We start from the raw sequence: 24,967 nt of genomic DNA, 5'->3' as shown, positions 1-24,967 counted from the left end.
TTATCCTTTCGCTGCGGTTACCCGGTTATAATGCTCCAGGTAAACGAGAAGTATCGAAATATCCGCTGGCGTTACGCCGGCAATGCGCGATGCCTGGCCGATGGAAATCGGTCGGATCTTGTTCAGCTTCTGCCGAGCCTCCATGGCCAGTCCGTTGATCTCGTCGTAAACGATATCCTCCGGAATGCGTTTCTTCTCCATCTTCTGCAGCTTTTCCACATGTCCCAGCTGTTTCTCAATATAACCCGCATATTTGATTTGAATTTCGACTTGCTCCTTCATTTCCTCATCCAGCTCGTAAGGAGACGGCGAGAGAGACTCCACCATGGCAAACGTAATCTCCGGACGACGCAAAATGGTCAGCATATTGCTTCCGTCCACGATCGGTGCTGACCCGGCGGCTTCCAGCATCGCATTCACCTCAACCGGTTTCACCTTCGTTTGACGAAGACGTTCGATCTCCTGCTCAACGAGCTGCTTCTTCAGCACGAATTTGGCATAACGCTCTTCCGAGATCAGTCCGATGTCATGACCGATTTCGGTAAGGCGCAGATCGGCATTGTCATGACGGAGCAGCAGACGGTATTCTGCACGGGAGGTGAGCAAACGATACGGCTCATTCGTCCCTTTCGTCACCAGGTCATCGATCAACACTCCAATATACCCCTGGGAGCGATCCAGAATGACAGGCTCTTTGCCCTGCACTTTACGAGCCGCATTGATTCCAGCCATAATACCTTGGCCTGCTGCCTCTTCATATCCCGAGGTTCCATTGATCTGACCGGCCGTGAACAGGCCCGGCAGCTTCTTGGTTTCCAGAGAAGGCCACAGCTGCGTTGGCACCATGGCATCATACTCAATCGCATAACCGTTACGCATCATTTCTACCTTCTCCATTCCGGGAATGGAACGAAGCACCGCAAGCTGAACATCCTCAGGCATACTGGTGGACAGACCTTGCACGTAGTATTCTTTTGTATTTTTACCTTCAGGCTCCAGGAAAATCTGATGTTTCGGCTTATCGGCAAAACGAACGATCTTGTCCTCGATGGACGGGCAATAACGCGGACCCGTTCCTTCTATAATGCCAGAGAACATCGGCGCGCGATGAAGGTTGTCATTGATGATCTTATGCGTATCCACCGACGTATACGTCAACCAGCAAGGAAGCTGCTCATTGTCGGAGGATTTCGTTTCGTAAGAGAAGAACTTAGGCTTCTCATCCCCAGGCTGAATTTCGGTCTTGGAGAAATCAATCGTATCCTTATGCACCCGCGGCGGCGTACCTGTCTTGAAGCGAACAAGGTCGAATCCAAGCTCGCGCAGGTTATGCGCAAGTTTTACCGAAGGCTGTTGATTGTTCGGACCGCTCTCATACATAAGTTCGCCCATAATGACTTTACCGCGCAGATACGTACCGGTTGTCAGCACAACGGCTTTGGCGCGATATTCCGTACCCGTCTGGGTCACTATCCCCACGCACACGCCATCCTCCACGATGAGTTGATCCACCATACCCTGACGAAGGGTAAGCTTCTCTTCCTTCTCCATCGTTTCTTTCATCGTATGCTGATAAGAAAACTTATCCGCTTGAGCGCGAAGCGCGTGGACAGCCGGACCTTTACCCGTATTCAACATGCGCATTTGAATGAAGGTTTTATCGATATTGCGGCCCATTTCTCCGCCCAGCGCGTCGATTTCGCGTACGACATGTCCTTTGGCAGGACCTCCAATGGACGGGTTACAAGGCATAAAAGCAACCATATCCAAGTTGATAGTAACCATCAACGTTTCAGCACCCATACGCGCGGATGCCAGTGCAGCCTCACAACCGGCATGACCCGCACCGACTACAATCACGTCATAAGTGCCACCCATATAACTCATAGCTCACCCTCCTGTTCTTATTGTGTTATATACGTTATCAAGGGGCATCCACCTCGGATATCCCTGAAATTGTTGAGCTGTTCCTACTCTATATAGTAAGCCCTGGAGCTTATTTACCCAAGCAAAACTGTGAAAAAATTTGATCGATGAGCGAATCGCCAACCGCTTCGCCCAGGATCTCGCTTAACTGTTCCCAGGCCATTCTCACGTCGATTTGAATCATATCGATCGGAATGAGCTGTTCGGCCGCATCGTAGGCATCCTGCAGGGACTGCTTGGATTTCTTCAACAAGGCGATATGCCGCACGTTGCTCACATAAGTCAAATCCCCGCCTTCAATCTGGCCGCTGAAGAACAGGTTCGATATGGCCTCTTCCAGCCGGTCAATCCCCTCCTGCGCCTTCACCGACATCGGAACGATCAATTCATCGGGATAATACCGATGGAGAATGTCCAGATCGAGATTAGACGGTAAGTCCATTTTATTCATAATGACAATGCATTGTCTACCGCGTATTTGTTCCATCAATTCCAATTCGTCCTGATGCAGCGGTTCGCTGGCATTCAGCACGAGCAGAATGAGATCTGCCTCGTTTACCGCATGCTTGGATCGTTCCACGCCGATCTGCTCCACCACATCCATCGTCTCCCGAATGCCTGCGGTATCCAGCAGCTTCAACGGAATGTTGTTAATGGTGACAAATTCCTCAATCACATCGCGAGTCGTGCCCGGTATATCCGTGACAATCGCCCGATTATCCTGAGCCAGCGTGTTCAGAAGCGAGGATTTGCCCACGTTAGGACGCCCGACAATGGCAGTCGTAATCCCTTCCCGCAGAATTTTCCCTTCTTGCGCGGTCTTGAGCAGTTTATCGATTTCCCCCATCACCAGTTTGCTTTTCTCTTTAATGAATTCCGAGGTGAGCGACTCCACGTCATGCTCGGGATAATCGATATTCACTTCGATATGGGCCAGCGTTTCGACCAGGGTATGGCGCAGCTCGTTGATTTTGCGTGATAATGTACCTTCGACCTGCTTGAGGGCAACGGAGAAGGCACGGTCCGATTTCGAACGGATCAGGTCCATGACGGCTTCGGCCTGAGACAAATCTATCCGGCCATTTAAGAAGGCCCGCTTCGTAAATTCTCCGGGCTCCGCCAAACGGATGTTTAATTGAAGCAGCAGGTCCATGACCCGCTTCACGGAGATGACGCCGCCATGGGCGCTGATCTCCACGACATCCTCGGTCGTGAACGAACGAGGGGCACGCATGACGGTCACGAGCACCTCTTCCAGGTTTTCCCCCGTTTTCGGATCCACAATATGACCGTAATGAACGGTATGGGACTCCACCTGCGTTAGTTTGTTTTTACTTTTGAATATACGCTCCACTTCCCGAACGGAGTCCGGCCCGCTGACGCGAATAATCGCGATGCCGCCTTCACCGACTGCCGTAGAAATGGCTGCAATCGTATCGCTAAACATCGTTTCCTTCACCTCTTTCTATTTAAAAAACCTCGGGATTATACCCCAAACGGTGTACTCCCCCGCTGCTTGATCTATCATCTTAAACAAAAACCTCCTGCGGAAGTCTTTGCGTATAGGTCTCTCTAAAAAACAATGACTCCCTCTCGAAGCTTAAGGAGTCATTGTTTATATAGGCTCTTCAACTCATTTAGGACGACTTGGGCGTGATGACAACCCGCCGGTTCGGCTCTTCGCCCTTGCTGTACGTCTTCACGGCTCCATGGGACTGAAGCTTGGCGTGAATCACCTTCCGCTCCGCAGCAGGCATAGGCTCTAGCACAATCTCTTTGCGGGTCTTCAGAACCCGTCCCGCCAATCGATCGGCCAGATCCTCCAGCGTCTTCTTGCGGCGGTCGCGGAAGTTCTCGGCATCCAGTACGATGCGCAGATAACTATCGGAGTACCGATTCGCTACGATATTCGCCAAATACTGAAGTGCATCCAACGTCTGGCCCCGGCGGCCGATCATCAGTCCGAGTCCGGCTCCGGAAATTTGAAGCGTCGTAAAGTCTTTTCCCTTCTCCATCTCAACGGAGATATCAAGCCCCATGGCTTGTCCAGTATCGATAAGAAAGGCGATGGCTTCCTGGTAAGGGTCCTTGCCTTCAAGAGAAGCTGTTCCGGGGCTCTCGGCAATCGCGATGCCCGCAGGCGCTGCCTGCGTCGCCACGGAGGCATGAGAGACCCGAACCGTTTTGGCCGGAACAGCTTGCGTACCCGAAGGAGAAACTTCCTTCACAGATGGTTCGCCGCCGGCACCGTCAGGCAGGAGCGTTAGTTCGACTTTCGCTTCCTTGACCCCGAACAGGCCCAGGAATCCTCTTGATGGCTGACTCAATACTTGAACCGATACTCGGTCTTGACTTACACCCAAGCGGGCCAGCCCTTGTGCGACAGCATCTTCAATGGTTTTTCCTGTTGCGACGATTTTACTCATCTCGACTTCTTGGCTCCCTTCGAACCTTTTTTCCCGCCTTTGCTGCCACTCTTCTTCCCGCCCTTGTTACCGCTCTTGTTGCTCTTATGACCTTCGGTTGCGCTGGCAACGCTTGCCACGACTGCAGCCTTGTCATTGTTGCGGTACAAGAAGTAGTTCTGCACGATCGTGTAGAGGTTACTGTAGAACCAGTACAACGGAAGTGCGGATGGGAACTGGAAGGACATTACAAAGATCAGAATCGGATAAACGAACAGCATGAACTGCATCATCCCCATTTGCGGAGACGGGTTCATCTTCATCATCATTTTCGTTTGGAAATAAGTGGTTGCAGCGGCAAGCACCGGCAAAATAAACAGCTTGTCCGGTTGACCCAATTGCAGCCACAGGAATTCGTGATCACGAAGGAGATTGTTATAGTAAATCGAATGATAGAGTGCGATAAATATCGGCATTTGTACGATCAGCGGCAAACATCCCGCCATCGGATTAACCTTATTCTCCTGGAAAAGCTTCATGGTTTCCATTTGGACTTTTTCAGGCTGATCTTTATATTTCTCGCGAATTTTCTGAATTTCAGGCTGGATGGCCTGCATTGCCTTCGAGCTTCTGACCTGTTTCAGAGTCAGCGGTAAAATCAAGGTACGGACGATAAGCACCATCACGAGTACGGACAATCCGTATTCGCCGTTAAACCATGTCGCAAACGTATCAAGTGCCCATGTAAAGTAATAAACAACGTTGCTTTGCCAAAAGCCCCCATTTTTCAAGTCTTCAATGGTACGCGTTTGGTCAGCTCCAGGCGCACAACCTGATATAACGGCCACTGCGAGTATTACAGCGGTGAGGAGGAACCATTTTCCTCGTCTTGTCTTCATGAACGACACTTCAAAACCCCTCTCTTCGCCATTCCATTCCACGGTAAATCATAACATATTTATATGGACAAATAAACACATGGTTCAGCCCCTCTTCGCTTTCAAAAGGGACGATTTCCTCAATACATGAAGCACGCTTTTCTCCAGCTCCTGATAGGACTTGTCGAGCGCTCCCTTTCGAACGATAAAAATCAGGTCGATATGCTCGATAATCTGGTGCTGATGGTGCCTGACAATCTCTTTAACCAGCCGTCTCATCCGGTTGCGGACAACCGCATTGCCGATCTTTTTGCTGCACGAAACGCCGACGCGAAACTGTTCTACCTCTTTTTTGCGCGACCAATAGACAACAAATTGATGATTGGCGAAGGACTTTCCGTGTCGATATACCCGGCTGAAATCAGCGCGGTTCCGTAAACGAAGTTTTCTATGCACAAGTTTCTACCGCCCTGCCGTTAATCAAGTTCATTACATCCTGCGCTGCTGTGACATCCCTACTATTATAATAGTATAGGCATGCCAAAACCGCGCTAAACACCCGATTGCGAACCTTTACCACTCCATGTAGCTTATATTCTGCCGGTTTCAAAGGAAACTCCTCACACCGCAGCAGATATTACGAAAAAAAGACCACCTCGGTGGTCTTCGTGGCACAATATTAAGCGCTCAGTACTTTTCTGCCTTTTTGACGGCGGTTAGCCAATACTTTGCGTCCGTTCTTCGTGCTCATTCTTTTACGGAAGCCGTGTACCTTTTTGCGTTTGCTTACATTCGGTTTGAAAGTCGGTCTCATGAATTAATGCACCCCCTTACAGGAATATCGCTTACCCATATTTTAAGATCAAAACGTCAATCGACGCACTTTCACGGAAGAATAGACCGCGATTTGTTGAACCGACGTCTATGGACGTATCTCTTGTAAACAGACCGCTACTTGCTAGCGGATAATGTTCTCATCTTCACAGAAAATGCCTTTATACATTTAATCACGTTCAGGCCCAAAAGTCAAACCAAACTTGACTTCGACCAGCTCATAAGTTTTCCACAAGTAGTCATTATTGCTAGTTTTGAATTATCCACATGGGGATAACCTATTTGAACACGTTGTGGATGGTCCCTTTTAGGTCAATATTACGCCCTCCAGCCCTCTTCATCTCCCATGTTTACACCAGAGCCATAAAAGAGTAGTATAAACATTGAATTTAAGTTGTATACAAGTATACACCTAAGAAGGAGCTGCATTGTTTTATGAAAATAGGCATGATCGGTCTGGGGAAAATGGGCCTCAACCTGGTTCAGAATCTGATTCACCATCAGCATCAGGTCGTAGCTTACGACTTAAATACGGAACTGGTCGCTCAAGCCGCCGAGTGCGGCGCGGAAGCTGCGGCATCCACCGAATTGCTCGTAGCTAATCTGGATAAACCACGCATCGTTTGGATGATGGTGCCGGCCGGTAAGATCGTGGATTCGGTCATCGAATCGCTTACGCCCCTGCTCGAGTCCGGCGATATTTTGATTGACGGCGGCAATTCGCATTATAAGGATTCCATCGCCCGTGCAGCACGCCTGGCGGAGCAGGGCATTCATTATTTCGATGCCGGCACTTCCGGCGGCATGGAAGGCGCGCATAATGGAGGCTGCTTCATGATTGGGGGCAACCGCGACGTATTTAGCGGCGTTGAGCCCTTGTTTAAGGATATGGCTGTCGAGAACGGTTACTTGTATGCCGGTGAAAGCGGCAGCGGGCATTTTCTGAAGATGGTCCATAACGGCATCGAATACGGTATGATGCAGTCCATTGCGGAAGGTTTTGAAGTGTTGGAAAAGAGCGCGTTTGATTTTAACTATGAGGATGTCGCGCGGGTATGGTCGAACGGCTCCGTCATTCGCAGCTGGCTCATGGAACTGACGCAAAACGCTTTTTCCAAGGATCCGAAGCTCGAAGGCATTAAAGGCGTGATGAAATCATCCGGCGAAGGCAAATGGACGGTGGAAACGGCACTCGAAGTTCAAGCCAGCGCACCGGTCATCGCCATGTCGCTGTTCATGCGCTATCGCTCCCTTGATCAAGATACGTTCCACGGCAAAGTCGTTGCCGCGCTTCGCAATGAATTCGGCGGCCATGCCGTTGAGAAATCGGAATAACCTATATTCTCTTTCAGCACCCTGCTGTTTCTTTAGGGCATGTTCCCTGCAGACATTATGACCAAGCTGGGCATGGTCCCCCTTTCATTCCTTGTGGTATGATGATCACTGGAGAACGTCAAGAATCAGTACTGGATTGGAGAATTACGCTATGAAATTTCCCTCAACGTGGCTTCAGGGAGCCTCTCTCGGAGAGGCCATTGCCAGCGAACTCAGATTGCAGATTATCAGCGGCACCATCAAGCGCGGAGAAATCCTATCCGAGAACCGGATCGCGGGTGAATTCGGCACGAGCCGATCCCCTGTGCGGGAAGCGATGAAAACGCTGTCCAGCGAAGGGTTGATTCAATTGGAGCGCATGGGAGCCGTCGTCATGGGCTTATCGCTCAAGGAAGTCGAGGAATTATACGATGTCCGTTTTCTTATCGAGAGCTTTGTGCAAGGACATGTGTTTGCGAATCCGCAGCCGGAACTGATCCAGCATTTAAAGCAAATCGTCGATCGGATGGAGCTTGCCGCCAAACATCAGGATCCAGTGGAATTCTCCTATCAGGATTTGGCTTTTCATGAACGGATTATAACGGAAGCCAACCATAAACGAATTCTTCATCTGTGGAAGAGCATTCGCCCTATCGTGATCACGGTGATGCTCATTACGACGCGGCAGGTATTCGGTGGCGGGGGCGCCAAGGTTCGCTATGTCATGGACAAGCATCTTCAGCTTATTGCGGAGATGGAATCCCTGGATCCGGCACGGATCCAAACGGCGGTTCAGCATTACTTCGATGATTCCCGTCGGACGCTTCATCTTAGTTTTCCGGAGGGTTAATATAATCCTCCCTTCCTCCGCACTGACATTACATGTGTATGCTCTAAGTTGTCGACAAGTATACAATAGAATTCGCTTTTGTTTTGGGTATACTACCGCAGAACAGCCCGATGATATTAACCATTTCCCAATTCAACTGGGTAATCTATAGGAGGAAGCAAGATATGAATTCACTATTCGGTCTCAGTCATAACGCTACCTTAATGATCTGGACACTGCTGACGATCGTCTTCCTGATCGTGCTGATTTCCAAATATAAATGGAATCCTTTCGTAACCTTACTGATCTCCGCACTGATCCTCGGTCTATTGACGGGCATGCAGCCTGCGGATGTGATTACTTCGATAACCGGCGGTCTTGGCGGAACGCTCGGAACGATTGCGATCGTTATCGCCCTTGGTACCATGCTGGGAAAAATGATGGCCGAATCCGGCGGCGCCGAGCAAATCGCCACCACCCTCGTGGACCGCTTCGGCGAGAAGCGCGTCCACTGGGCCATGATGATCGTCGGCTTTATTGTCGGTATTCCCGTATTTTTCGAGGTTGGCGTCATCCTGCTGATTCCTATTGTGTTCACGGTTGCACGCAAAACGAAAATGTCCCTGCTGCACATCGGCATTCCGATTCTAGCCGGATTGTCCACCGTTCACGGGCTGGTGCCTCCGCATCCCGCTCCGATGATTGCCATTGAAGCTTATGATGCGGACCTTGGCATGACCATTCTCTATTCGTTCCTGGTCGGAATTCCTGCAGCGATACTCGCCGGTCCTGTGTTCGGTAAATTTATCGGCAAACGGATTCGAACCGAACCGCCCGAAGAGCTGGCCGAGCAGTTTTCAAGCAAAGCGGAACGAGGCTTGCCAGGCTTCGGCATCACCTTGTTTACGATTCTGCTGCCGGTCATTCTGATGCTTATCGGGTCCGCGGCCGATATTATCGATCCGGAGTCCACCAGCTTCATTTCCGTGTTCTGCAAGTTTATCGGTCATGAAATCATTGCCCTGCTCATTGCTGCGGTCTTCTCCTTCTTCTCGCTTGGATTCGCCCGCGGCTTTAATAAACATGATCTTTCCCGCTTCACCAGCGAATGCCTCGCTCCGATCGCCACGATCATTCTGATCATCGGTGCAGGCGGCGCTTTCAAGCAGGTTCTGATCAACAGCGGCGTCGGCAATGCCATCGCCGAAATTGCAACCGGCGCCAACATCAACGTGATTCTGTTCGCATGGCTTGTCGCGGCACTCATTCGCATCGCAACCGGTTCTGCAACCGTAGCCATGACAACCGCCGCTGGAATCGTTGCTCCCGTGCTTGCGATGACGCCGGGCGCCAATGTGGAGCTAGTGGTGCTCGCTACCGGAGCAGGCTCCATCGTACTGTCCCACGTGAACGATGCCGGCTTCTGGATGGTAAAAGAATTCTTTAATATGACCGTAGCCCAGACGCTAAAATCCTGGACCGTGCTGGAAACGATTCTCTCCGTGACCGGGCTCGTGTTGGCCCTTGTTCTGAATGTAATTGTATAATGAAGCAATAAGACACATGAGGGCTCCCGAAGCGCTGTTTTTTAAGCAGCTGCCGGGTGCCCTTACGTAGAAAGAAGGTAGGTCTCTTGAGTACACATAACTATATGATCGGCGTCGATATCGGAACAACAAGCACCAAAGCGGTGCTTTTCAGGGAGAACGGTGAGGTCGTTGCCAAGGCCGGCGGCGAATATCCGCTGCTTACCCCGACGCCCTCTACGGCCGAACTAGACCCGGAACAAATCTTTCAAACCGTCATCGCCTCGGTTCAAGGCGTCACGACGCAGAGCGGGATCGATCCGGCTCGAGTGCTGTTCGTATCCTTTAGCGCAGCCATGCACAGCGTCATTGCCGTGGACAGCCAAGGCACCCCGCTGACCCGCTGCATTACCTGGGCGGACAACCGAAGTGCAGCCTGGTCGGCGAAGCTCAAAAAGGAACTTGGCGGCATGGAGCTGTACCTTAGAACCGGCACTCCGATACATCCCATGTCACCCGTAACCAAGCTGATGTGGATGCGGCATGAGCTGCCCTCCCTCTTTTCGCAAGCAGCCAAATTCATTTCGATCAAAGAATACGTTTATTTCAAACTATTCGGCCAATATGTCGTTGATCATTCCATTGCTTCCAGCACCGGGATGATGAACCTCGAGGCATTGGCATGGGATCCGCAGGCGCTGGAGCTTGCCGGCATCACCGAGGACCATTTGTCGACCATCGTCCCTACTACACATATCATGGAGGGCTTAAAAAGCGAGTATGCCGCAGCCATGGGGCTCTCCGTCTCCACGCCGTTCGTGCTCGGCGCTGCCGACGGAGTTCTGTCGAACCTGGGCGTGAACGCCATCCAGCCTGGCGTCGTTGCGGCCACGATCGGTACGAGCGGCGCCATCCGTACGGTCGTCGACAAGCCGATGACCGATCCGAAAGGACGTATTTTCTGCTATGCCTTAACGGAGAAGCATTGGGTCATCGGCGGCGCGGTCAATAACGGAGGCATGATTTTCCGCTGGGTTCGCGATGAATTTGCCGCCTCCGAGATCGAAACGGCCAAGCGTCTGGGCATCAATCCCTATGATGTGCTGACCAAAATCGCGGACCGTATTCCGCCCGGCTCGAACGGACTCCTATTCCACCCGTACCTGACGGGAGAACGCGCGCCATTATGGGATCCGAATGCCCGCGGCTCGTTCTTTGGTTTAACGCTCAATCATAAAAAAGAGCATATGATCCGCTCCGTGCTGGAGGGCGTGATCTTTAATATGTATACCGTTCTGCTGGCGATGGAGGAACAAATCGGCCGGCCGGCCAAAATTCATGCCACCGGCGGTTTCGCTCGTTCACCGATCTGGCGTCAGATGATGGCGGATATTTTTGACCAGCAGGTGATCGTGCCGGAAAGCTACGAGAGCTCTTGTCTTGGCGCAGTGGTCCTTGGACTGTACGCCACAGGCAGAGTGGAATCGCTCGATATCGTCGAGACGATGGTCGGCGGCACCCATGAACACCAACCCGTGAAAGAAAGCGCCGATATTTATAAAGCGCTACTGCCGATTTTCATCCGCATTTCCCGGAAGCTGGAGGAAGATTATGAGGCCATTACCGAATTCCAGCGCCGATTCGAGAACGCGTAAGCTTACTATAGTAAGAAAAACACCGTTCGACGTATCTTCTCAGAAAACAGCAGGCTTCCGATGTTGTTTTCTTCAATAACAGTCAGGTAGGCCATGCTTTGAAGTTCTAAACGTTCGTATATCATAAGGAAAGCCCGTTTTCGCTGGATCCGATCCATGACGAAAACGGGCTTTTTTTGTCATAAGGCTTGCGCAAAAAATATCCACAGCGAGAATCCCATACCGAAAATCCCCCCTGCCTTGCACATAAAGAAGTAGAAATCGCTGGGCTCCGGATTATCATACATCCAGTTTGATGGTGAAATATGAAACATAAACCGCTGGAAAGGCTCATATCTGAAGAAGCACCAGTTCATGATCCCTATCCCGAGCGCCAACAAAAAAAATCCTATGCTGCCATTCGGGTCATGAAACCGCTCGTCAGCAGCCTTGGCCAGCTCCGTTGGGAAATAGCGGGGCTCATCCGGATCGGATCGATAAACTTGGCCGCTGCCGTCCATGAACCTCATGCCGGGTATCACCATCTCCCCCTTCTCGTCGTATGCAAGAAAGCTCCGGTCCCCAAACGGTTCCACGCGGTAGACTTTCCCGTCAGGATAGATCACTTCATAGGACGAAGAATGCCCCGTTCCGTGGCCATATGCCCGTATTTCGTATATTTCGCCGGCAATCTCAACCCTTTTCCCTTCTTCACCGGTATGGACATAGATTGGCTCCCCGCGGCCAAATGATCCTCTGTACTCGATGGTCCCATTTCCCGAATCGGCATATTTCGCGTACTTTATGTCTTCCATATGAAACACTTTCTTCGAATAATAGCTCTGAGCCCATACCGCGATTAGAACCAATAGGGCGGCCAGTGCAAGAAGCACCCCTATTTTTCTCCAGCTCATGCCCTTCCCTTCGGTCCGCATCCATGGTTCCCCCGCTCCATTTTTCCTTATAGTACGGTCGTCCGCAAAGAAGGTTGCAATGGAACAGCCTATACTCAGATGTTTTTAACTTCTGCGCACACTGCGCGGGTGAGGTCCGAGTCATTCCTGGACGCTCGCCGACCATTCGACGCCATAAGCGTTCTGAATCTATCAACTGAAATCGACTAGAGAGCCATTATTAAGTTGAGCAACAAAAAAAGCCCTCGAAAGGAAACTTGGAGATTCCATTTGGGGACTTTGGATGACTATCCACAGCTATTTTTCACCTTTGGTCGATTGTGCGGCTGCTAGAACATTCAACCAGAAGTTATGAACAGATGGTGAGAGAAGAAAATTCTGCTTGCCAATCGGACAAGCTGTGAATAATTTTTCGCGCTTTGAGGCCAATGATGTCGAATGCCGAACAGATTATAAACAATATATAGTGGTGTGAATAATAATTATGCACAACGTATTGAATTTGTGGATAAATTAGCGACATACATTGAAAATAAGGCCTTCTTTTGCTATGATGATATTACTTTTGGTTGTGAATATGTGAATGAAGCTATAATATTATCAACAGGCTGTGGATAAAGTTGTGAACAATTTCAATTTATCCATATTTTTTTGTTTCCACAGGAGTTGGTTCTGGGGATAATTAGACATCATTCATTTTCTTTCGACAATTCCACACATGGCTCTAGCCACATTTGGAAGATTTAAAGGAGTGACAGTTTTGGAAAGCCATACTTCCGAATTATGGCAAGAAATATTATCGATCATACAAACCAAGCTGAGCAAACCGAGTTTTGACACTTGGTTTAAAGCTACCAAGGCATTGACCATTAACGATCACTCCGTCGTCATTTCCGCGCCGACAACGTTTGCTGTGGAATGGCTGGAGAGCCGATACACCAAGCTGGTTAGTGCAACCGTGCTGGAGGTGGTGGGCAAGCAGGTCGACGTTCGCTTCGTGATCGAAGAGACGAAGGCACACGAACCTGCTCCGCAGCAGCCCTCGCCGCCGCTTGAAATATCCGGTGAAGAAATTCAGTCCCATATGCTGAACCCGAAGTACACGTTCGACACGTTTGTCATCGGTTCGGGTAACCGGTTCGCACATGCTGCCTCGCTCGCCGTTGCCGAAGCTCCGGCTAAGGCGTATAACCCGTTATTCCTTTATGGTGGAGTAGGCCTTGGAAAAACGCACTTGATGCATGCCATCGGCCACTACATTTTAGAGCACAATCCCAGCAGCAAAGTCGTGTACATTTCCTCCGAGAAATTCACCAACGAGTTCATCAACTCCATTCGGGACAACCGTGCAGAAAGCTTCCGCAACAAGTACCGCAACGTTGATATTCTGCTCATTGATGATATCCAGTTCTTGGCCGGGAAAGAATCGACGCAGGAGGAATTTTTCCATACGTTTAACGCCCTGCATGAAGAGCGGAAGCAGATTATCATATCCAGTGACCGTCCCCCCAAGGAGATCCCGACGCTGGAAGAACGGCTCCGTTCCCGCTTCGAATGGGGATTGATCACCGACATTCAACCGCCGGATCTGGAGACGCGGATCGCCATCCTTCGCAAGAAGGCCAAGGCCGAGAATCTGGATATTCCGAACGAAGCCATGATGTATATCGCCAATCAGATCGATACGAACATTCGTGAGCTTGAAGGTGCCCTTATCCGTGTCGTCGCTTATTCCTCCCTGACCAATCAGGACGTTACAACGCATCTGGCAGCCGAAGCCCTGAAGGATATCATCCCGTCCAGCCGGCCGAGAATGATTACGATTCAGGATATCCAACAAAAGGTCGGCGAGTTTTACAACCTGAGACTGGAAGACTTCAAAGCCCGCAAACGGACCAAAGCCGTCGCGTTTCCGCGGCAAATTGCCATGTACTTGTCCCGCGAATTAACCGACTACTCTCTTCCCAAGATCGGAGAGGCATTCGGAGGCCGGGATCATACCACTGTCATTCATGCCCATGAGAAGATTACCCAATCTCTGAAAACGGACCAGGAGCTTTTCAAAGTGGTCAATAACATTACGGAGAAAATCAAAAATCCAACCTGAACAAGTTCAAAGCCTATGCACAATCTATACACATGTGGATAGGCTTAATTTTATGCCTTTTACGAGGCTTATCCACATATTCAGTGTCCCTATTACTATTACTAATAATAATTAATAAATAAATTAACCATAAAGAGGGGAATCCCCTTGGCTTTCGCCAAGAGAAAAACCCCCTCTCATTTTTCCGTAAGGAGTGAACTTGATGAAAATCAGCATATTAAAAAATGTATTAAACGAATCCATTCAACACGTATCGAAGGCGATCTCCAGCCGAACCACGATTCCGATCCTCAGCGGCATTAAACTGGATGTCACGTATTCGGGCGTCACGCTAACAGCCAGCGATACGGATATTTCCATTCAATCGTTTATTCCTGCGGAGGATGAGAAGCATACCATCGTTCAGGTAGAGCAGCCTGGCAGCGTTGTGCTGCCAGCCAAATTCTTCGTTGAAATCATCAAGAAACTGCCTTCCCAAGAAATTCAGATGGAGGTCAAAGAAAACTTCCAGACCTTTATTTCTTCGGGGGCCACGGAAATCCAGATGGTCGGCTTGGATCCGGAGGAATTCCCGGTATTGCCTAACATCGAGGGCAGCCAAACCGTTTCTTTGCCAGGTGATCTGTTGAAAAACATGATCAAACAAACGGTATTCTCCATTTCCACCCATGAAACCACGCCTATTTTGACGGGGGTATTATGGAGTCTGAACGACAATGAGCTGAAATTTACGGCCACGGACCGTCACAGACTGGCTACTCGCTCCGCCCATCTTGAGGGAGCTGACGGCATTTCGTTCAACAATGTCGTGATTGCGGGCAAAACGCTGAACGAGCTGAGCAAAATCATTCCGGACCAAAATACGCTGGTTGATATCGTTGTCGCGGATAATCAGGTATTATTTAAAATTGACCGTGTTCTGTTCTATTCCCGTATATTGGACGGCATTTATCCCGATACTTCTAGAATTATTCCAACCTCGCATAAAACAGAACTGGTTTTGGACACAAAAAAATTAAGCGAGTCGATCGACCGTGCCTATCTGCTCTCCAAAGAGGAGAAAACAAACATTGTTCTCCTGCAAACGATGGAGCATGGCGGCATCGAGATCTCTTCCAGCTCCTCCGAGCTTGGTAAAGTTCGCGAAGAATTGGACCTGATCGATTTCAAAGGGGAGCCGCTGCGCATCTCGTTCAACTCGAAATACATGCTGGACGTGCTCAAGGTGGTTGAAAGTGAACAGCTGATGATTGCTTTCATGGGCGTCATGAGCCCGATCATCCTGAAGCCGCTCGACGACAGCAAGAGCCAATATATTATTCTGCCGTACCGTACGGCCAATTAAAGTTATCCCCATGTTGATAGGGATGAAAGGACGAAGTCATGAAACAAATTTTTATCCACAGTGAATATATCAAGCTGGATCAGTTCTTGAAGCTATCCGATTGCGTATCCACAGGTGGGATGGCGAAGGCGCTGCTCGCGGAAGGGGCAGTTCTGGTCAACGACGAGAAGGAAGAGCGGCGCGGACGCAAACTGGTTCCCGGCGACATCATCAAGGTAGAGGATTGCGGGACGTTTCAGGTGGCAGCACAATAGACAGCCTCCCGCAGCCGCTTTGGCGCTAAGCGCGGAAGACGAGGGAGAGGATAAGCTTGTTTGTCAAAAATGTCAGCCTGCAGCATTACCGAAATTACGAGAAGCTGCAGCTTGAGGCATTTGGCGATGTCAATTTGATCATCGGACGCAATGCCCAAGGAAAGACGAATTTGATGGAGGCGCTCTTCGTGCTTGCTTTAACGAAGAGCCACCGTACCTCCAAGGATCGCGAATTGATCGGGTTCGAGCAGTCTAGCGCCCATATATCTGCCGAGATTGATCGCAAGTACGGCACTTTGAGGCTGGAGCTGAGCTTGTCTCAGCAGGGGAAGAAGGCAAAAATCAACGGGCTTGAGCAGCGGAAGCTTAGCGATTTCATCGGCTCGCTCAATGTCGTGATGTTTGCTCCCGAGGATCTGGAGATTGTCAAAGGCACGCCGGGGGTCCGCCGCCGGTTTCTTGACATGGAAATCGGGCAGGTGGCCCCCAGCTACCTGTTTCATCTGCAGCAATACCAGAAGGTGCTCGTGCAGCGCAACAATCTGCTGAAGCAATTGTGGGGGAAGGGCAGCGCCGAGCAGGCGATGCTTGAAATTTGGAACAGCCAATTGGCAGAACATGGTGTTAAAATCGTCAAGAAGAGGAAACAATTTATAAAAAAGCTGCAAAAGTGGGCGGAAAGCATCCATCAGGGGATCACCAACGGCCTGGAAGACCTCTCTTTGCACTACCTTCCATCCTTTGCCGACGCGGAGGAAGAAGATGAAGCTGTCTTATTTGAGACATTTATGATAAAATTATCACAAATGAAAGAGCAAGAAATACGGCGTGGTATGACATTGGCAGGTCCTCATCGAGATGATCTGGCTTTTTATATTAATGGCAAAGAAGTCCAAACGTATGGATCTCAAGGTCAGCAGCGGACGACGGCGCTATCTTTGAAACTGGCTGAAATCGAGCTGATACAGGAAGAGATCGGTGAATATCCGGTGCTGCTTCTGGATGATGTGCTTTCTGAATTGGATCCGTACCGGCAGACACAATTGATTGAGACATTCCAGAGCAAAGTGCAGACATTCATCACGGCGACGGGCATTGAGAGTTTGAATACCGACAAATTGAAGGGTGCCAGCATTTATCATGTCCATGACGGACAGGTGGGCTCTTAAGGAGTGATTCCATATGTATATTCATTTGGGCGGAGAGAAGATCATCCGTTCGTCAGAGCTGGTTGGGATATTCGATATCTCGATAGAGAAATCCTCGAAAATCTCCAAGCAGTTCGTCACGCATGCCCAGCAGCATAAAGTCGTGGAGTTGATTGGCGAAGAGGATCCGAAATCCATCGTGGTGACGAAATCGATCGTCTATTACTCTCCGATTTCCTCTGCAACACTTAAGAAACGAGCGAATCATTTTGTAGCTCAGGCATAACAGAATCTGTAGAAGTAGGTGAAGGCATGTCTATGAATCAACCGACATATGATGAGAATCAGATTCAGGTACTGGAAGGATTGGAAGCCGTTCGTAAACGGCCGGGTATGTATATCGGATCTACCAGTGCCAAGGGTTTGCATCATTTGGTATGGGAAGTTGTGGACAATAGTATTGACGAAGCGATGGCGGGAATATGCGACCATATCGAAATCATTGTCCATGAGGATAACAGCATAACCGTTATCGATAACGGTCGCGGCATTCCGGTCGGCGAGAACGCCAAGCTGAAGAAGTCGACGCTGGAAGTGGTTATGACCGTCCTTCATGCCGGCGGTAAATTTGGCGGCGGCGGATATAAAGTATCCGGCGGTCTGCATGGTGTCGGCGTTTCGGTCGTGAATGCACTGTCTTCGAAAGTCGTGGTTCAGGTCAAACGTGACGGGCACATCTACCAGCAGGAATATCATCGCGGCGTACCCCAATATGACATCAAAATCATCGGGGATTCCGACGATCACGGGACTACGGTAACCTTCCTGCCGGATCCGGAGATTTTCACGGAAACGACGGTCTATGACTATACAACTCTCCTGACGCGGATCCGTGAGCTGGCGTTCCTGAACAAGGGCATCGCGCTTACGCTGACGGACGAACGTACCGGGGCCTCCGACTACTTCAAGTACGAGGGCGGTATTATCGAATACGTCAAATTCCTGAATGAGAAGAAGGAAGCTCTGCACGAAGACCCGATCTATGTGGAGGGTTCCCGGGATAACATTCAGGTGGAAGTGTCGCTTCAGTATAACGACAGCTATACCGAGAATATTTATTCTTTTGCCAATAATATCAACACGCACGAAGGCGGAACGCATGAATCCGGCTTTAAGAGCGCGCTCACCCGGATCATCAATGACTATGCCCGCAAAACGGGATTGATCAAAGACAACAGCAGCAACCTGTCGGGTGACGACGTGCGTGAAGGATTGACGGCGATCATTTCGGTCAAAGTGCCGGAGCCGCAATTCGAAGGACAAACGAAGACCAAGCTCGGCAACAGCGAAGTGCGCGGGATCGTGGAATCCTTGTTCGCGGAGAAACTGCAGGAGTTCCTGCAGGAGAACCCGGCGGTTTCCCGCCGGATCCTGGAGAAGGCGCTTCAGGCATCGCGTGCCCGCGAAGCGGCTCGTAAAGCCCGCGAGATGACGCGCCGGAAGAGCGCCCTTGAAGTCAGCGCATTGCCGGGTAAACTGGCGGACTGCTCCTCCAAGGACGCTTCCATCAGTGAGCTGTACATCGTCGAAGGCGACTCTGCCGGCGGTTCCGCCAAGCAGGGGCGCGATCGGCATTTCCAGGCGATTTTGCCGCTGCGTGGTAAAATCCTCAACGTCGAAAAGGCGCGGCTTGACCGCATCCTGTCCAATGCGGAGATCCGAGCCATCATTACGGCTCTGGGCACGGGGATTGCGGAGGATTTCGATCTCTCCAAAGCCCGTTACCACAAAATCATTATCATGACCGATGCCGACGTCGACGGTGCGCATATTCGTACCTTGCTGCTGACGTTCTTCTACCGTTACATGCGCAAGCTGGTGGAAGCGGGTTATATCTACATCGCCCAACCTCCGCTCTTCAAGATCGAGCGCAACAAGGTGATCCGGTATGCCGGCAGCGAGAGAGAACGCGACGAGATCATCAAGGAATTCGGCGAGAACGTCAAAATCAACGTACAGCGTTACAAAGGTCTTGGCGAGATGAACGCCGGCCAGCTGTGGGAGACGACGATGGATCCCGAGAGCCGTACGATGCTCCAGGTGACGATCGAGGATGCAATCTTGGCCGATACGTTGTTTGATACCCTGATGGGCGACAACGTGGAGCCGCGCCGGGATTTCATACAGGAGCATGCGAAGTCGGTCCGGAATCTGGACGTATAAAGTACTGCAAGCTAAAGAGGGGGATCCCCAAGGTCTGTGAAGGCCTCAGGGGATACCCCTCTTTTTTAATAACGGGCAAAGGCCGTGAGTCGTTGCATAACAGGATCCAAGATTCAGAGAGACTTTCTAACCGGTTTTTTTGGTTTTCTTCTTGCTTGATAAGTTACGTCCGTAAGCGTTAGCGTATTTTTCTACCTGTTTGTAGATGCTGGGATCCTTGAAGAATTTCTTGAACGGGAACAGGGCAGGTTTGGTATTAACCTCCAGGATCCAAATGTTCCAGCGAGCGTCAATCGCAACATCCAGGCCGATTTCTTTCAGGTTCGGATACGTTTTTTGCAGCTGCGAAGCGACATTCACTCCAAGCGTATTCAGTTCTTTACGGATATTCCCTGCTTCTTCAGCCGTCATATGCTCGAGCATTAGCGGTTTGTAATGATGAACCACGCCGCCGCTGTGATGGTTGGTAATGATTTTATTTTTGGCCGCGACCCGGCCGATTATTCCTGTGCTCACCCACTGACCGGAAGGACTCTTCTGGGTAAGTACACGAAGATCAAAGGGACGGTTTTTATGGCGGAGCAGGTGGATGCCTTGCTGAATCAGATAGTCCTTGCCCTGAAACAAGGCGCTTAATGTTTTATGGAGACTCTCCAGAGAGGTAAATACTTCGGTTTTATGGTCGTAACGAAGCATGTAGGAAGCATTCGTTGTTTCATCAGTATCCGCGGTTTGGGAATGGAGCTGTTCGACCGACATCACGCCGATGCCGTAGGTCCCTCGGTCAGGCTTGATATACACAAGCGTATGCGTATTCAGCATGTCTTCAAGCGTCTCCAATGAATATAGGCGGGTAGCGGGAACATAAGAGGCGAGGCCTTTGTTTTTCAACAGTATTTTCGTTTTCGCCCATTTGCTTGCAACGCGTTGGATAGTCAAACATCTTCATCCTTTCTTAGCTGTATGATTGGAGTGACAGGATTTGCCTGTCTCGTAATACAAACTCGTGCTACCGGTTGATTTAAAAGACTGTGGCCGCCTCTGACAAGAGAGGGGATGCCCGGAAAACATAGGACAAGTATGACAAACAGTGGTATAATATAAAGATGTGATGATTCGAAAAGTCCTTTGCAATGCATTGTATGTGAAAAGGGGCACGGAGGACAGGGCGTATATCCCGGTTTCCGGGCAAAAATCATGCTTTCACTTGATCCATCCCGTGTTTAATTGTGCGATGTTTGTGAAAGTAATATAATAAAGGTTAGTGCGTTTCTAGGTTTCTGATCACTATTCTGCTTTTTTCACATAGATCAAGGCATGGTTGATAGGAAAATGAAGGAGGTCCAGCATGGCGGAAGAAAATTTCTCCCAAATCAAAGATCGGGACATTGGTACCGAGATGCGCGAGTCCTTTATGGATTACGCGATGAGCATCATTGTCAGCCGGGCTTTGCCGGATGTACGGGACGGAATGAAGCCAGTACACCGTCGTATTCTGTATGCGATGTCCGAACTTGGAATGGCTCCGGATAAACCGCATAAGAAATCGGCAAGAATCGTAGGCGAAGTTATTGGTAAGTACCATCCTCATGGTGATTCCGCAGTTTATGAATCCATGGTCCGGATGGCGCAGGACTTCTCCATGCGTTACATGCTTGTTGATGGGCACGGGAACTTCGGTTCCATCGACGGCGATATGGCAGCGGCTATGCGGTATACCGAGGCTCGTTTATCGAAGATTGCCATGGAAATGCTGCGTGATATTAATAAAGAGACGATAGACTTTGCTCCGAACTATGACGGCGAGGAGCAGGAGCCGGTGGTTCTTCCTGCGCGTTATCCTAACCTGCTGGTAAACGGCGTGTCGGGGATCGCGGTAGGGATGGCTACCAATATTCCGCCTCACAATCTTGGTGAAGTCATCGATGGTGTACAGGCGATGATTCGTAACCCTGACATCACGCCGATGGAACTGATGGAATACATCCAGGGACCGGATTTCCCGACAGCGGGTTATATTCTGGGACGCGAAGGCATTCGCCAGGCTTATCGTACGGGACGCGGTTCCGTTACGATGCGGGCGAAGGCGACGATCGAAGAGAATAATAACAAGGCGCGCATTGTCGTTCATGAGATTCCGTATCAAGTGAACAAGGCTCGTCTGGTAGAGAAAATTGCGGAATTGGTTCGCGAAAAACGAATTGACGGCATTACGGATCTGCGCGATGAATCGGACCGTAACGGCATGCGGATCGTTATTGAGCTGCGCCGGGACGTCAACCCGAATGTCGTTTTGAATAACCTGTACAAGCATACGGCCATGCAGTCGAATTTCGGCATTAATATGCTGGCCATTGTGAACAATGAACCGAAGATATTGAATCTGCGCGACGTGCTGTTCCACTATTTGGAGCATCAGGTCAGCGTTATCCGCCGCCGGACCGAGTTCGAACTCAAGAAGGCGGAGGCCCGCGCTCATATTCTCGAAGGTTTGCGGGTTGCACTGGATCATCTCGATGAGGTCATTGCCCTCATTCGCGCTTCCCAAACCACAGAGGCTGCCCGTGAGGGCTTGATGGAGCGTTTCGGTCTCAGTCATGAGCAGGCACAGGCCATTCTGGATATGCGTCTGCAGCGTCTGACCGGACTCGAACGTGAGAAGATCGAGAACGAATATCAGGAATTGCTTGCCAGAATCGCGGAACTCCGTGAAATCTTGGCTAATGAGCATCTTGTGCTTCAGATCATCAATGATGAGCTGCAAGAGATTAAGGAACGCTTTGCGGATGAACGCCGTACCGAAATTACGGTCGGGGAAGACAGCATCCTGGACGAGGATCTGATTCCGCGCGAAGAAGTGATCATCACCATTACGCATACGGGTTATATCAAGCGTCTGCCTGCGAACACCTATCGCAGCCAGAAGCGGGGCGGACGCGGCGTTGTGGGGATGGATACGAAGAGCGAGGACTTTGTCGAGCATCTCTTCGTCACGAATTCCCACCATTACCTGATGTTCTTTACAGACAAAGGGAAGGCGTACCGGTTAAAAGCCTATGAAATTCCAGAGCTGAGCCGCACCGCCCGCGGAACGCCGATCATCAACCTGATTCAGATTGAACAGGGCGAATCGATCAATGCCGTGATTCCGGTGGAGAACTTTGACAGCGATAATTACCTGTTCTTTGCAACACGCCAGGGTGTCGTTAAGAAAACCCCGCTTGAGGATTATGTGAATATCCGCAAGGGCGGTCTGATTGCGATTAATCTGCGCGAGGACGATTCCCTGATCGAGGTGAAGCTGACGGACGGTCAGCAAGAAATCATTATGGGAACGGCGCAAGGAATGTCCATCCGCTTCAAGGAGAGCGATGTTCGCTCGATGGGAAGAAGCGCGACCGGGGTGAAAGGGATCACGCTGGATGACAATGATGAAGTCATTGGCATGGACGTAGTGGACCAGGAGCTTGATATCCTCATTGTAACGACCAAAGGTTACGGCAAGCGGACGCCTGCAAGCGACTACCGCAGCCAGACCCGTGGCGGTAAAGGGATCAAGACCATCAATATTACGGAAAAGAATGGACCGGTTGTGGCACTGAAGGTCGTGAAGTCGGAAGAAGACCTCATGATCATTACGGCAAGCGGCACCATCATCCGTACGAGCATGGAGGGCATCTCCACCATGGGCCGCTATGCTCAAGGCGTGAAGCTGATCAACATCCGCGAGGACGATGCCGTAGGTACCGTCTGCCGTGCGGATAAGAGCGATGAGCCGGATGCCGACGAAGAGGGAGAAGTAGGCCAAGACGGCGCAGAACCAATCGAGCCGGCCGAGCCGACCGAAGAATAACGAAGAAGCTTGGCATGGATGCAGATTTGCATCCATGCTCTTTTTTTGTTTTATCGGATTACAAATTCAGGGAATTGGTATTGTACAGGCTGCGGAAGACGAACTATAATATGTATATTATAAGGTGAAGTTAGCTGCCATGACGCAGCTTATTAGATGGAGAGGGTTGATCATGACGATCAAAGCCGTAAATGAAGTAGTGGCCGGAGTAAAGCTGGCTAAAGATGTACATACGCCTCTGGGGGGACTGTTGCTTCAAAAAGGCAAGGTCTTGCTTCCCCGGGATCTGGAAGTGTTAAAGGCTTTCATGGTGGACCATGTTACCGTAGAGTCCGTTGAAGCGGAGAGCACAAGAATACCGACCGTAAAATCCGCAGGGCAAAAGCCTTCACTGATCTTTACGGGGAATCAACAGGGCAACGGGAACGAAGAAGCGCCTGCCCGAAAAGATCTGGCCTTGCATGAGGAATATGACAAGACCATGACCTTGGTCAAAAACTGTTATCAATCCGCAATAACAGGCGAGCTTCGAATGTATGAAGTTCGTAATCAGATGGAAAACTTATTGAAGCACCAACATGAGTATCACATTCTTAAATTTATTCCACGCATGACGAATCGCCATGATTACCGGTATCACAGTGCTGTGCTTTGCGCCCTTTCCTCCTATAAGCTGGCACAATGGGTGGGGCTTCCGCAGAAAGATTGGATGCAGGTCGCTTTTGCAGGATTGCTGCATGATATCGGAAATGCCAAGATTGATCCCATTGTGTTGAATAAACCTTCCAAGCTAACCGAAGAAGAGAACGAGGAAGTACGTCAGCATACGACCTATGGTTATCAGATTCTCAAGAATGTGGCGGCAGTGAATGAAGGAGTACGGCTCGCAGCTCTTCAGCATCATGAAAAAGTGGATGGCTCTGGATATCCACTCCGCCTTGAGGGGAACAAGATTCATATCTATGCCAAGATCGTCGCCGTTACGGATATCTTTCATGCAATGACATTGGATAAGTTCTATCGGAATGCCCAATCGCCCTATGTTGTGCTGGAACAAATCCAGCTGGAAGCCTTCGGCAAGCTGGACCCCAAGATCGTCCAGACGTTTATTCAGAAGGTAACCGCCCTCCATTCAGGTACTTGCGTGCGCCTGAGCAATGGGACTTCGGGAGAGATTGTTTTTACCGATAGCCAGCATCCAACCAGACCGATGGTATCCGTTCAGGGAGAGATCATTAACCTGATGCAGCAGCGGCAGCTCTATATAGAAGAAGTCATTTACTGATTTATTTAAAAAAGGGTTGACCTACATAGAAATGCTGTGGTATATTATTTTTTGCCGCTTCTGAGCGGGAATATATCGCAGCTTTCAATGAATTAAAAGTTTTTCGAAAAAAGCTTGCTAAGTAACTGAGAATGTGATATATTATAAGAGTTGCTGGTGCGACGAGATTCGCCGGTGACGAAGAAGTTGATCTTTGAAAACTGAACAACGAGTGAGTAAAACGAACCACTTCGGTGGGACGTTGAAATAGAGAATTGAACAAATTCTCGTCAGTTAAGAAATGAGCAAGTCAAACTTTATTGGAGAGTTTGATCCTGGCTCAGGACGAACGCTGGCGGCGTGCCTAATACATGCAAGTCGAGCGGACTTGATGGAGTGCTTGCACTCCTGAAGGTTAGCGGCGGACGGGTGAGTAACACGTAGGCAACCTGCCCTCAAGACTGGGATAACTACCGGAAACGGTAGCTAATACCGGATAATTTATTTTGCAGC

Annotated in this window: 21 protein-coding genes and 1 rRNA gene; 14 read left to right on the top strand and 8 right to left on the bottom strand. The window is 50.0% G+C overall.

Annotation, left to right across the window (positions count from 1 at the left end; translation table 11 throughout):
• The 6 genes from mnmG to rpmH form a co-directional block, all read right to left on the bottom strand.
• Positions 1 to 1,887, bottom strand: coding sequence for a tRNA uridine-5-carboxymethylaminomethyl(34) synthesis enzyme MnmG (gene mnmG / locus BMX45_RS10070; protein WP_090909567.1), 1,887 nt, complete (start codon positions 1,885 to 1,887; stop codon positions 1 to 3).
• Between the two features lie 109 nt (positions 1,888 to 1,996).
• Positions 1,997 to 3,373, bottom strand: coding sequence for a tRNA uridine-5-carboxymethylaminomethyl(34) synthesis GTPase MnmE (mnmE, locus tag BMX45_RS10065; RefSeq protein ID WP_036659583.1), 1,377 nt, complete (start codon positions 3,371 to 3,373; stop codon positions 1,997 to 1,999).
• Between the two features lie 190 nt (positions 3,374 to 3,563).
• Positions 3,564 to 4,352 carry an RNA-binding cell elongation regulator Jag/EloR gene (gene jag / locus BMX45_RS10060; RefSeq protein ID WP_090909566.1) on the bottom strand — a complete coding sequence of 263 codons (789 nt, stop codon included), beginning with the start codon at positions 4,350 to 4,352 and terminating at the stop codon, positions 3,564 to 3,566.
• On the bottom strand, positions 4,349 to 5,239 hold the full coding sequence (locus BMX45_RS10055; protein ID WP_009591548.1) for a YidC/Oxa1 family membrane protein insertase: 891 nt from the start codon (positions 5,237 to 5,239) through the stop codon (positions 4,349 to 4,351). The genes jag and BMX45_RS10055 overlap by 4 nt, the downstream gene beginning before the upstream one ends.
• A 75-nt stretch (positions 5,240 to 5,314) precedes the next feature.
• Positions 5,315 to 5,665 (bottom strand): ribonuclease P protein component, encoded by a 351-nt coding sequence (rnpA, locus tag BMX45_RS10050; RefSeq protein WP_009591465.1) that lies wholly within the window; start codon positions 5,663 to 5,665, stop codon positions 5,315 to 5,317.
• Between the two features lie 223 nt (positions 5,666 to 5,888).
• Positions 5,889 to 6,023: a 50S ribosomal protein L34 gene (gene rpmH, locus BMX45_RS10045; protein ID WP_006207379.1), complete on the bottom strand. Its 135-nt coding sequence runs from the start codon at positions 6,021 to 6,023 to the stop codon at positions 5,889 to 5,891.
• Positions 6,024 to 6,478: 455 nt separating this feature from the next.
• On the opposite strand from rpmH, the gene gnd reads away from it, so the two are divergent.
• From gnd to gntK, 4 genes are all read left to right on the top strand, one after another.
• Complete coding sequence (gnd, locus tag BMX45_RS10040) at positions 6,479 to 7,378, top strand: phosphogluconate dehydrogenase (NAD(+)-dependent, decarboxylating) (protein WP_090909565.1); 900 nt, start codon at positions 6,479 to 6,481, stop codon at positions 7,376 to 7,378.
• Positions 7,379 to 7,529: 151 nt separating this feature from the next.
• Positions 7,530 to 8,207: a GntR family transcriptional regulator gene (locus BMX45_RS10035; protein ID WP_090909564.1), complete on the top strand. Its 678-nt coding sequence runs from the start codon at positions 7,530 to 7,532 to the stop codon at positions 8,205 to 8,207.
• A 164-nt stretch (positions 8,208 to 8,371) separates the two neighbouring features.
• A complete protein-coding gene (locus tag BMX45_RS10030; protein ID WP_015738131.1) occupies positions 8,372 to 9,733 on the top strand; it encodes a GntP family permease in 1,362 nt (453 codons plus the stop codon).
• An 86-nt stretch (positions 9,734 to 9,819) separates the two neighbouring features.
• Complete coding sequence (gntK, locus tag BMX45_RS10025; RefSeq protein ID WP_175495080.1) at positions 9,820 to 11,367, top strand: gluconokinase; 1,548 nt, start codon at positions 9,820 to 9,822, stop codon at positions 11,365 to 11,367.
• A 179-nt stretch (positions 11,368 to 11,546) separates the two neighbouring features.
• Here the strand turns inward: gntK and BMX45_RS10020 are convergent, their stop codons facing one another.
• Positions 11,547 to 12,260, bottom strand: a complete 714-nt coding sequence (locus tag BMX45_RS10020) for a DUF6199 family natural product biosynthesis protein (protein WP_254778019.1) — start codon at positions 12,258 to 12,260, stop codon at positions 11,547 to 11,549.
• A gap of 471 nt (positions 12,261 to 12,731) precedes the next feature.
• Here BMX45_RS10020 and BMX45_RS31585 point away from each other — a divergent pair, with 471 nt between their 5' ends.
• From BMX45_RS31585 to gyrB, 7 genes are all read left to right on the top strand, one after another.
• Complete coding sequence (locus BMX45_RS31585) at positions 12,732 to 12,878, top strand: hypothetical protein (RefSeq protein ID WP_155984610.1); 147 nt, start codon at positions 12,732 to 12,734, stop codon at positions 12,876 to 12,878.
• 100 nt (positions 12,879 to 12,978) lie between these two features.
• The gene (gene dnaA, locus BMX45_RS10015) at positions 12,979 to 14,367 is read left to right on the top strand and encodes a chromosomal replication initiator protein DnaA (protein WP_175495079.1); all 1,389 of its coding nucleotides are present in this window, start codon (positions 12,979 to 12,981) and stop codon (positions 14,365 to 14,367) included.
• Between the two features lie 202 nt (positions 14,368 to 14,569).
• Positions 14,570 to 15,712, top strand: coding sequence for a DNA polymerase III subunit beta (dnaN, locus tag BMX45_RS10010; protein ID WP_012818292.1), 1,143 nt, complete (start codon positions 14,570 to 14,572; stop codon positions 15,710 to 15,712).
• 38 nt (positions 15,713 to 15,750) lie between these two features.
• Positions 15,751 to 15,966 carry a S4 domain-containing protein YaaA gene (yaaA, locus tag BMX45_RS10005; protein ID WP_090909560.1) on the top strand — a complete coding sequence of 72 codons (216 nt, stop codon included), beginning with the start codon at positions 15,751 to 15,753 and terminating at the stop codon, positions 15,964 to 15,966.
• A 56-nt stretch (positions 15,967 to 16,022) separates the two neighbouring features.
• Positions 16,023 to 17,135: a DNA replication/repair protein RecF gene (gene recF, locus BMX45_RS10000; protein ID WP_090909559.1), complete on the top strand. Its 1,113-nt coding sequence runs from the start codon at positions 16,023 to 16,025 to the stop codon at positions 17,133 to 17,135.
• 13 nt (positions 17,136 to 17,148) lie between these two features.
• Positions 17,149 to 17,400 (top strand): extracellular matrix regulator RemB, encoded by a 252-nt coding sequence (gene remB / locus BMX45_RS09995; RefSeq protein WP_007129241.1) that lies wholly within the window; start codon positions 17,149 to 17,151, stop codon positions 17,398 to 17,400.
• 26 nt (positions 17,401 to 17,426) lie between these two features.
• Entirely contained in the window at positions 17,427 to 19,337 is a 1,911-nt protein-coding gene (gene gyrB / locus BMX45_RS09990) for a DNA topoisomerase (ATP-hydrolyzing) subunit B (protein ID WP_090909558.1), read from the top strand.
• Between the two features lie 126 nt (positions 19,338 to 19,463).
• Here gyrB and BMX45_RS09985 read toward each other — a convergent pair whose 3' ends face one another.
• A complete protein-coding gene (locus tag BMX45_RS09985) occupies positions 19,464 to 20,276 on the bottom strand; it encodes a YheC/YheD family protein (protein WP_090909557.1) in 813 nt (270 codons plus the stop codon).
• 409 nt (positions 20,277 to 20,685) lie between these two features.
• Between BMX45_RS09985 and gyrA the strand changes: the two genes are divergently transcribed.
• The 3 genes from gyrA to BMX45_RS09970 all read left to right on the top strand — a co-directional run.
• The gene (gene gyrA / locus BMX45_RS09980) at positions 20,686 to 23,190 is read left to right on the top strand and encodes a DNA gyrase subunit A (protein WP_090909556.1); all 2,505 of its coding nucleotides are present in this window, start codon (positions 20,686 to 20,688) and stop codon (positions 23,188 to 23,190) included.
• 172 nt (positions 23,191 to 23,362) lie between these two features.
• Entirely contained in the window at positions 23,363 to 24,475 is a 1,113-nt protein-coding gene (locus BMX45_RS09975) for an HD-GYP domain-containing protein (RefSeq protein WP_009591541.1), read from the top strand.
• Between the two features lie 296 nt (positions 24,476 to 24,771).
• Positions 24,772 to 24,967, top strand: a 16S ribosomal RNA gene (locus BMX45_RS09970); the annotation flags it as partial.

Source organism: Paenibacillus sp. cl141a (genome assembly GCF_900109305.1).
Lineage (GTDB): Bacteria > Bacillota > Bacilli > Paenibacillales > Paenibacillaceae > Paenibacillus_AQ > Paenibacillus_AQ lautus_A.
This window is presented reverse-complemented; position numbering and strand designations above follow the sequence as displayed.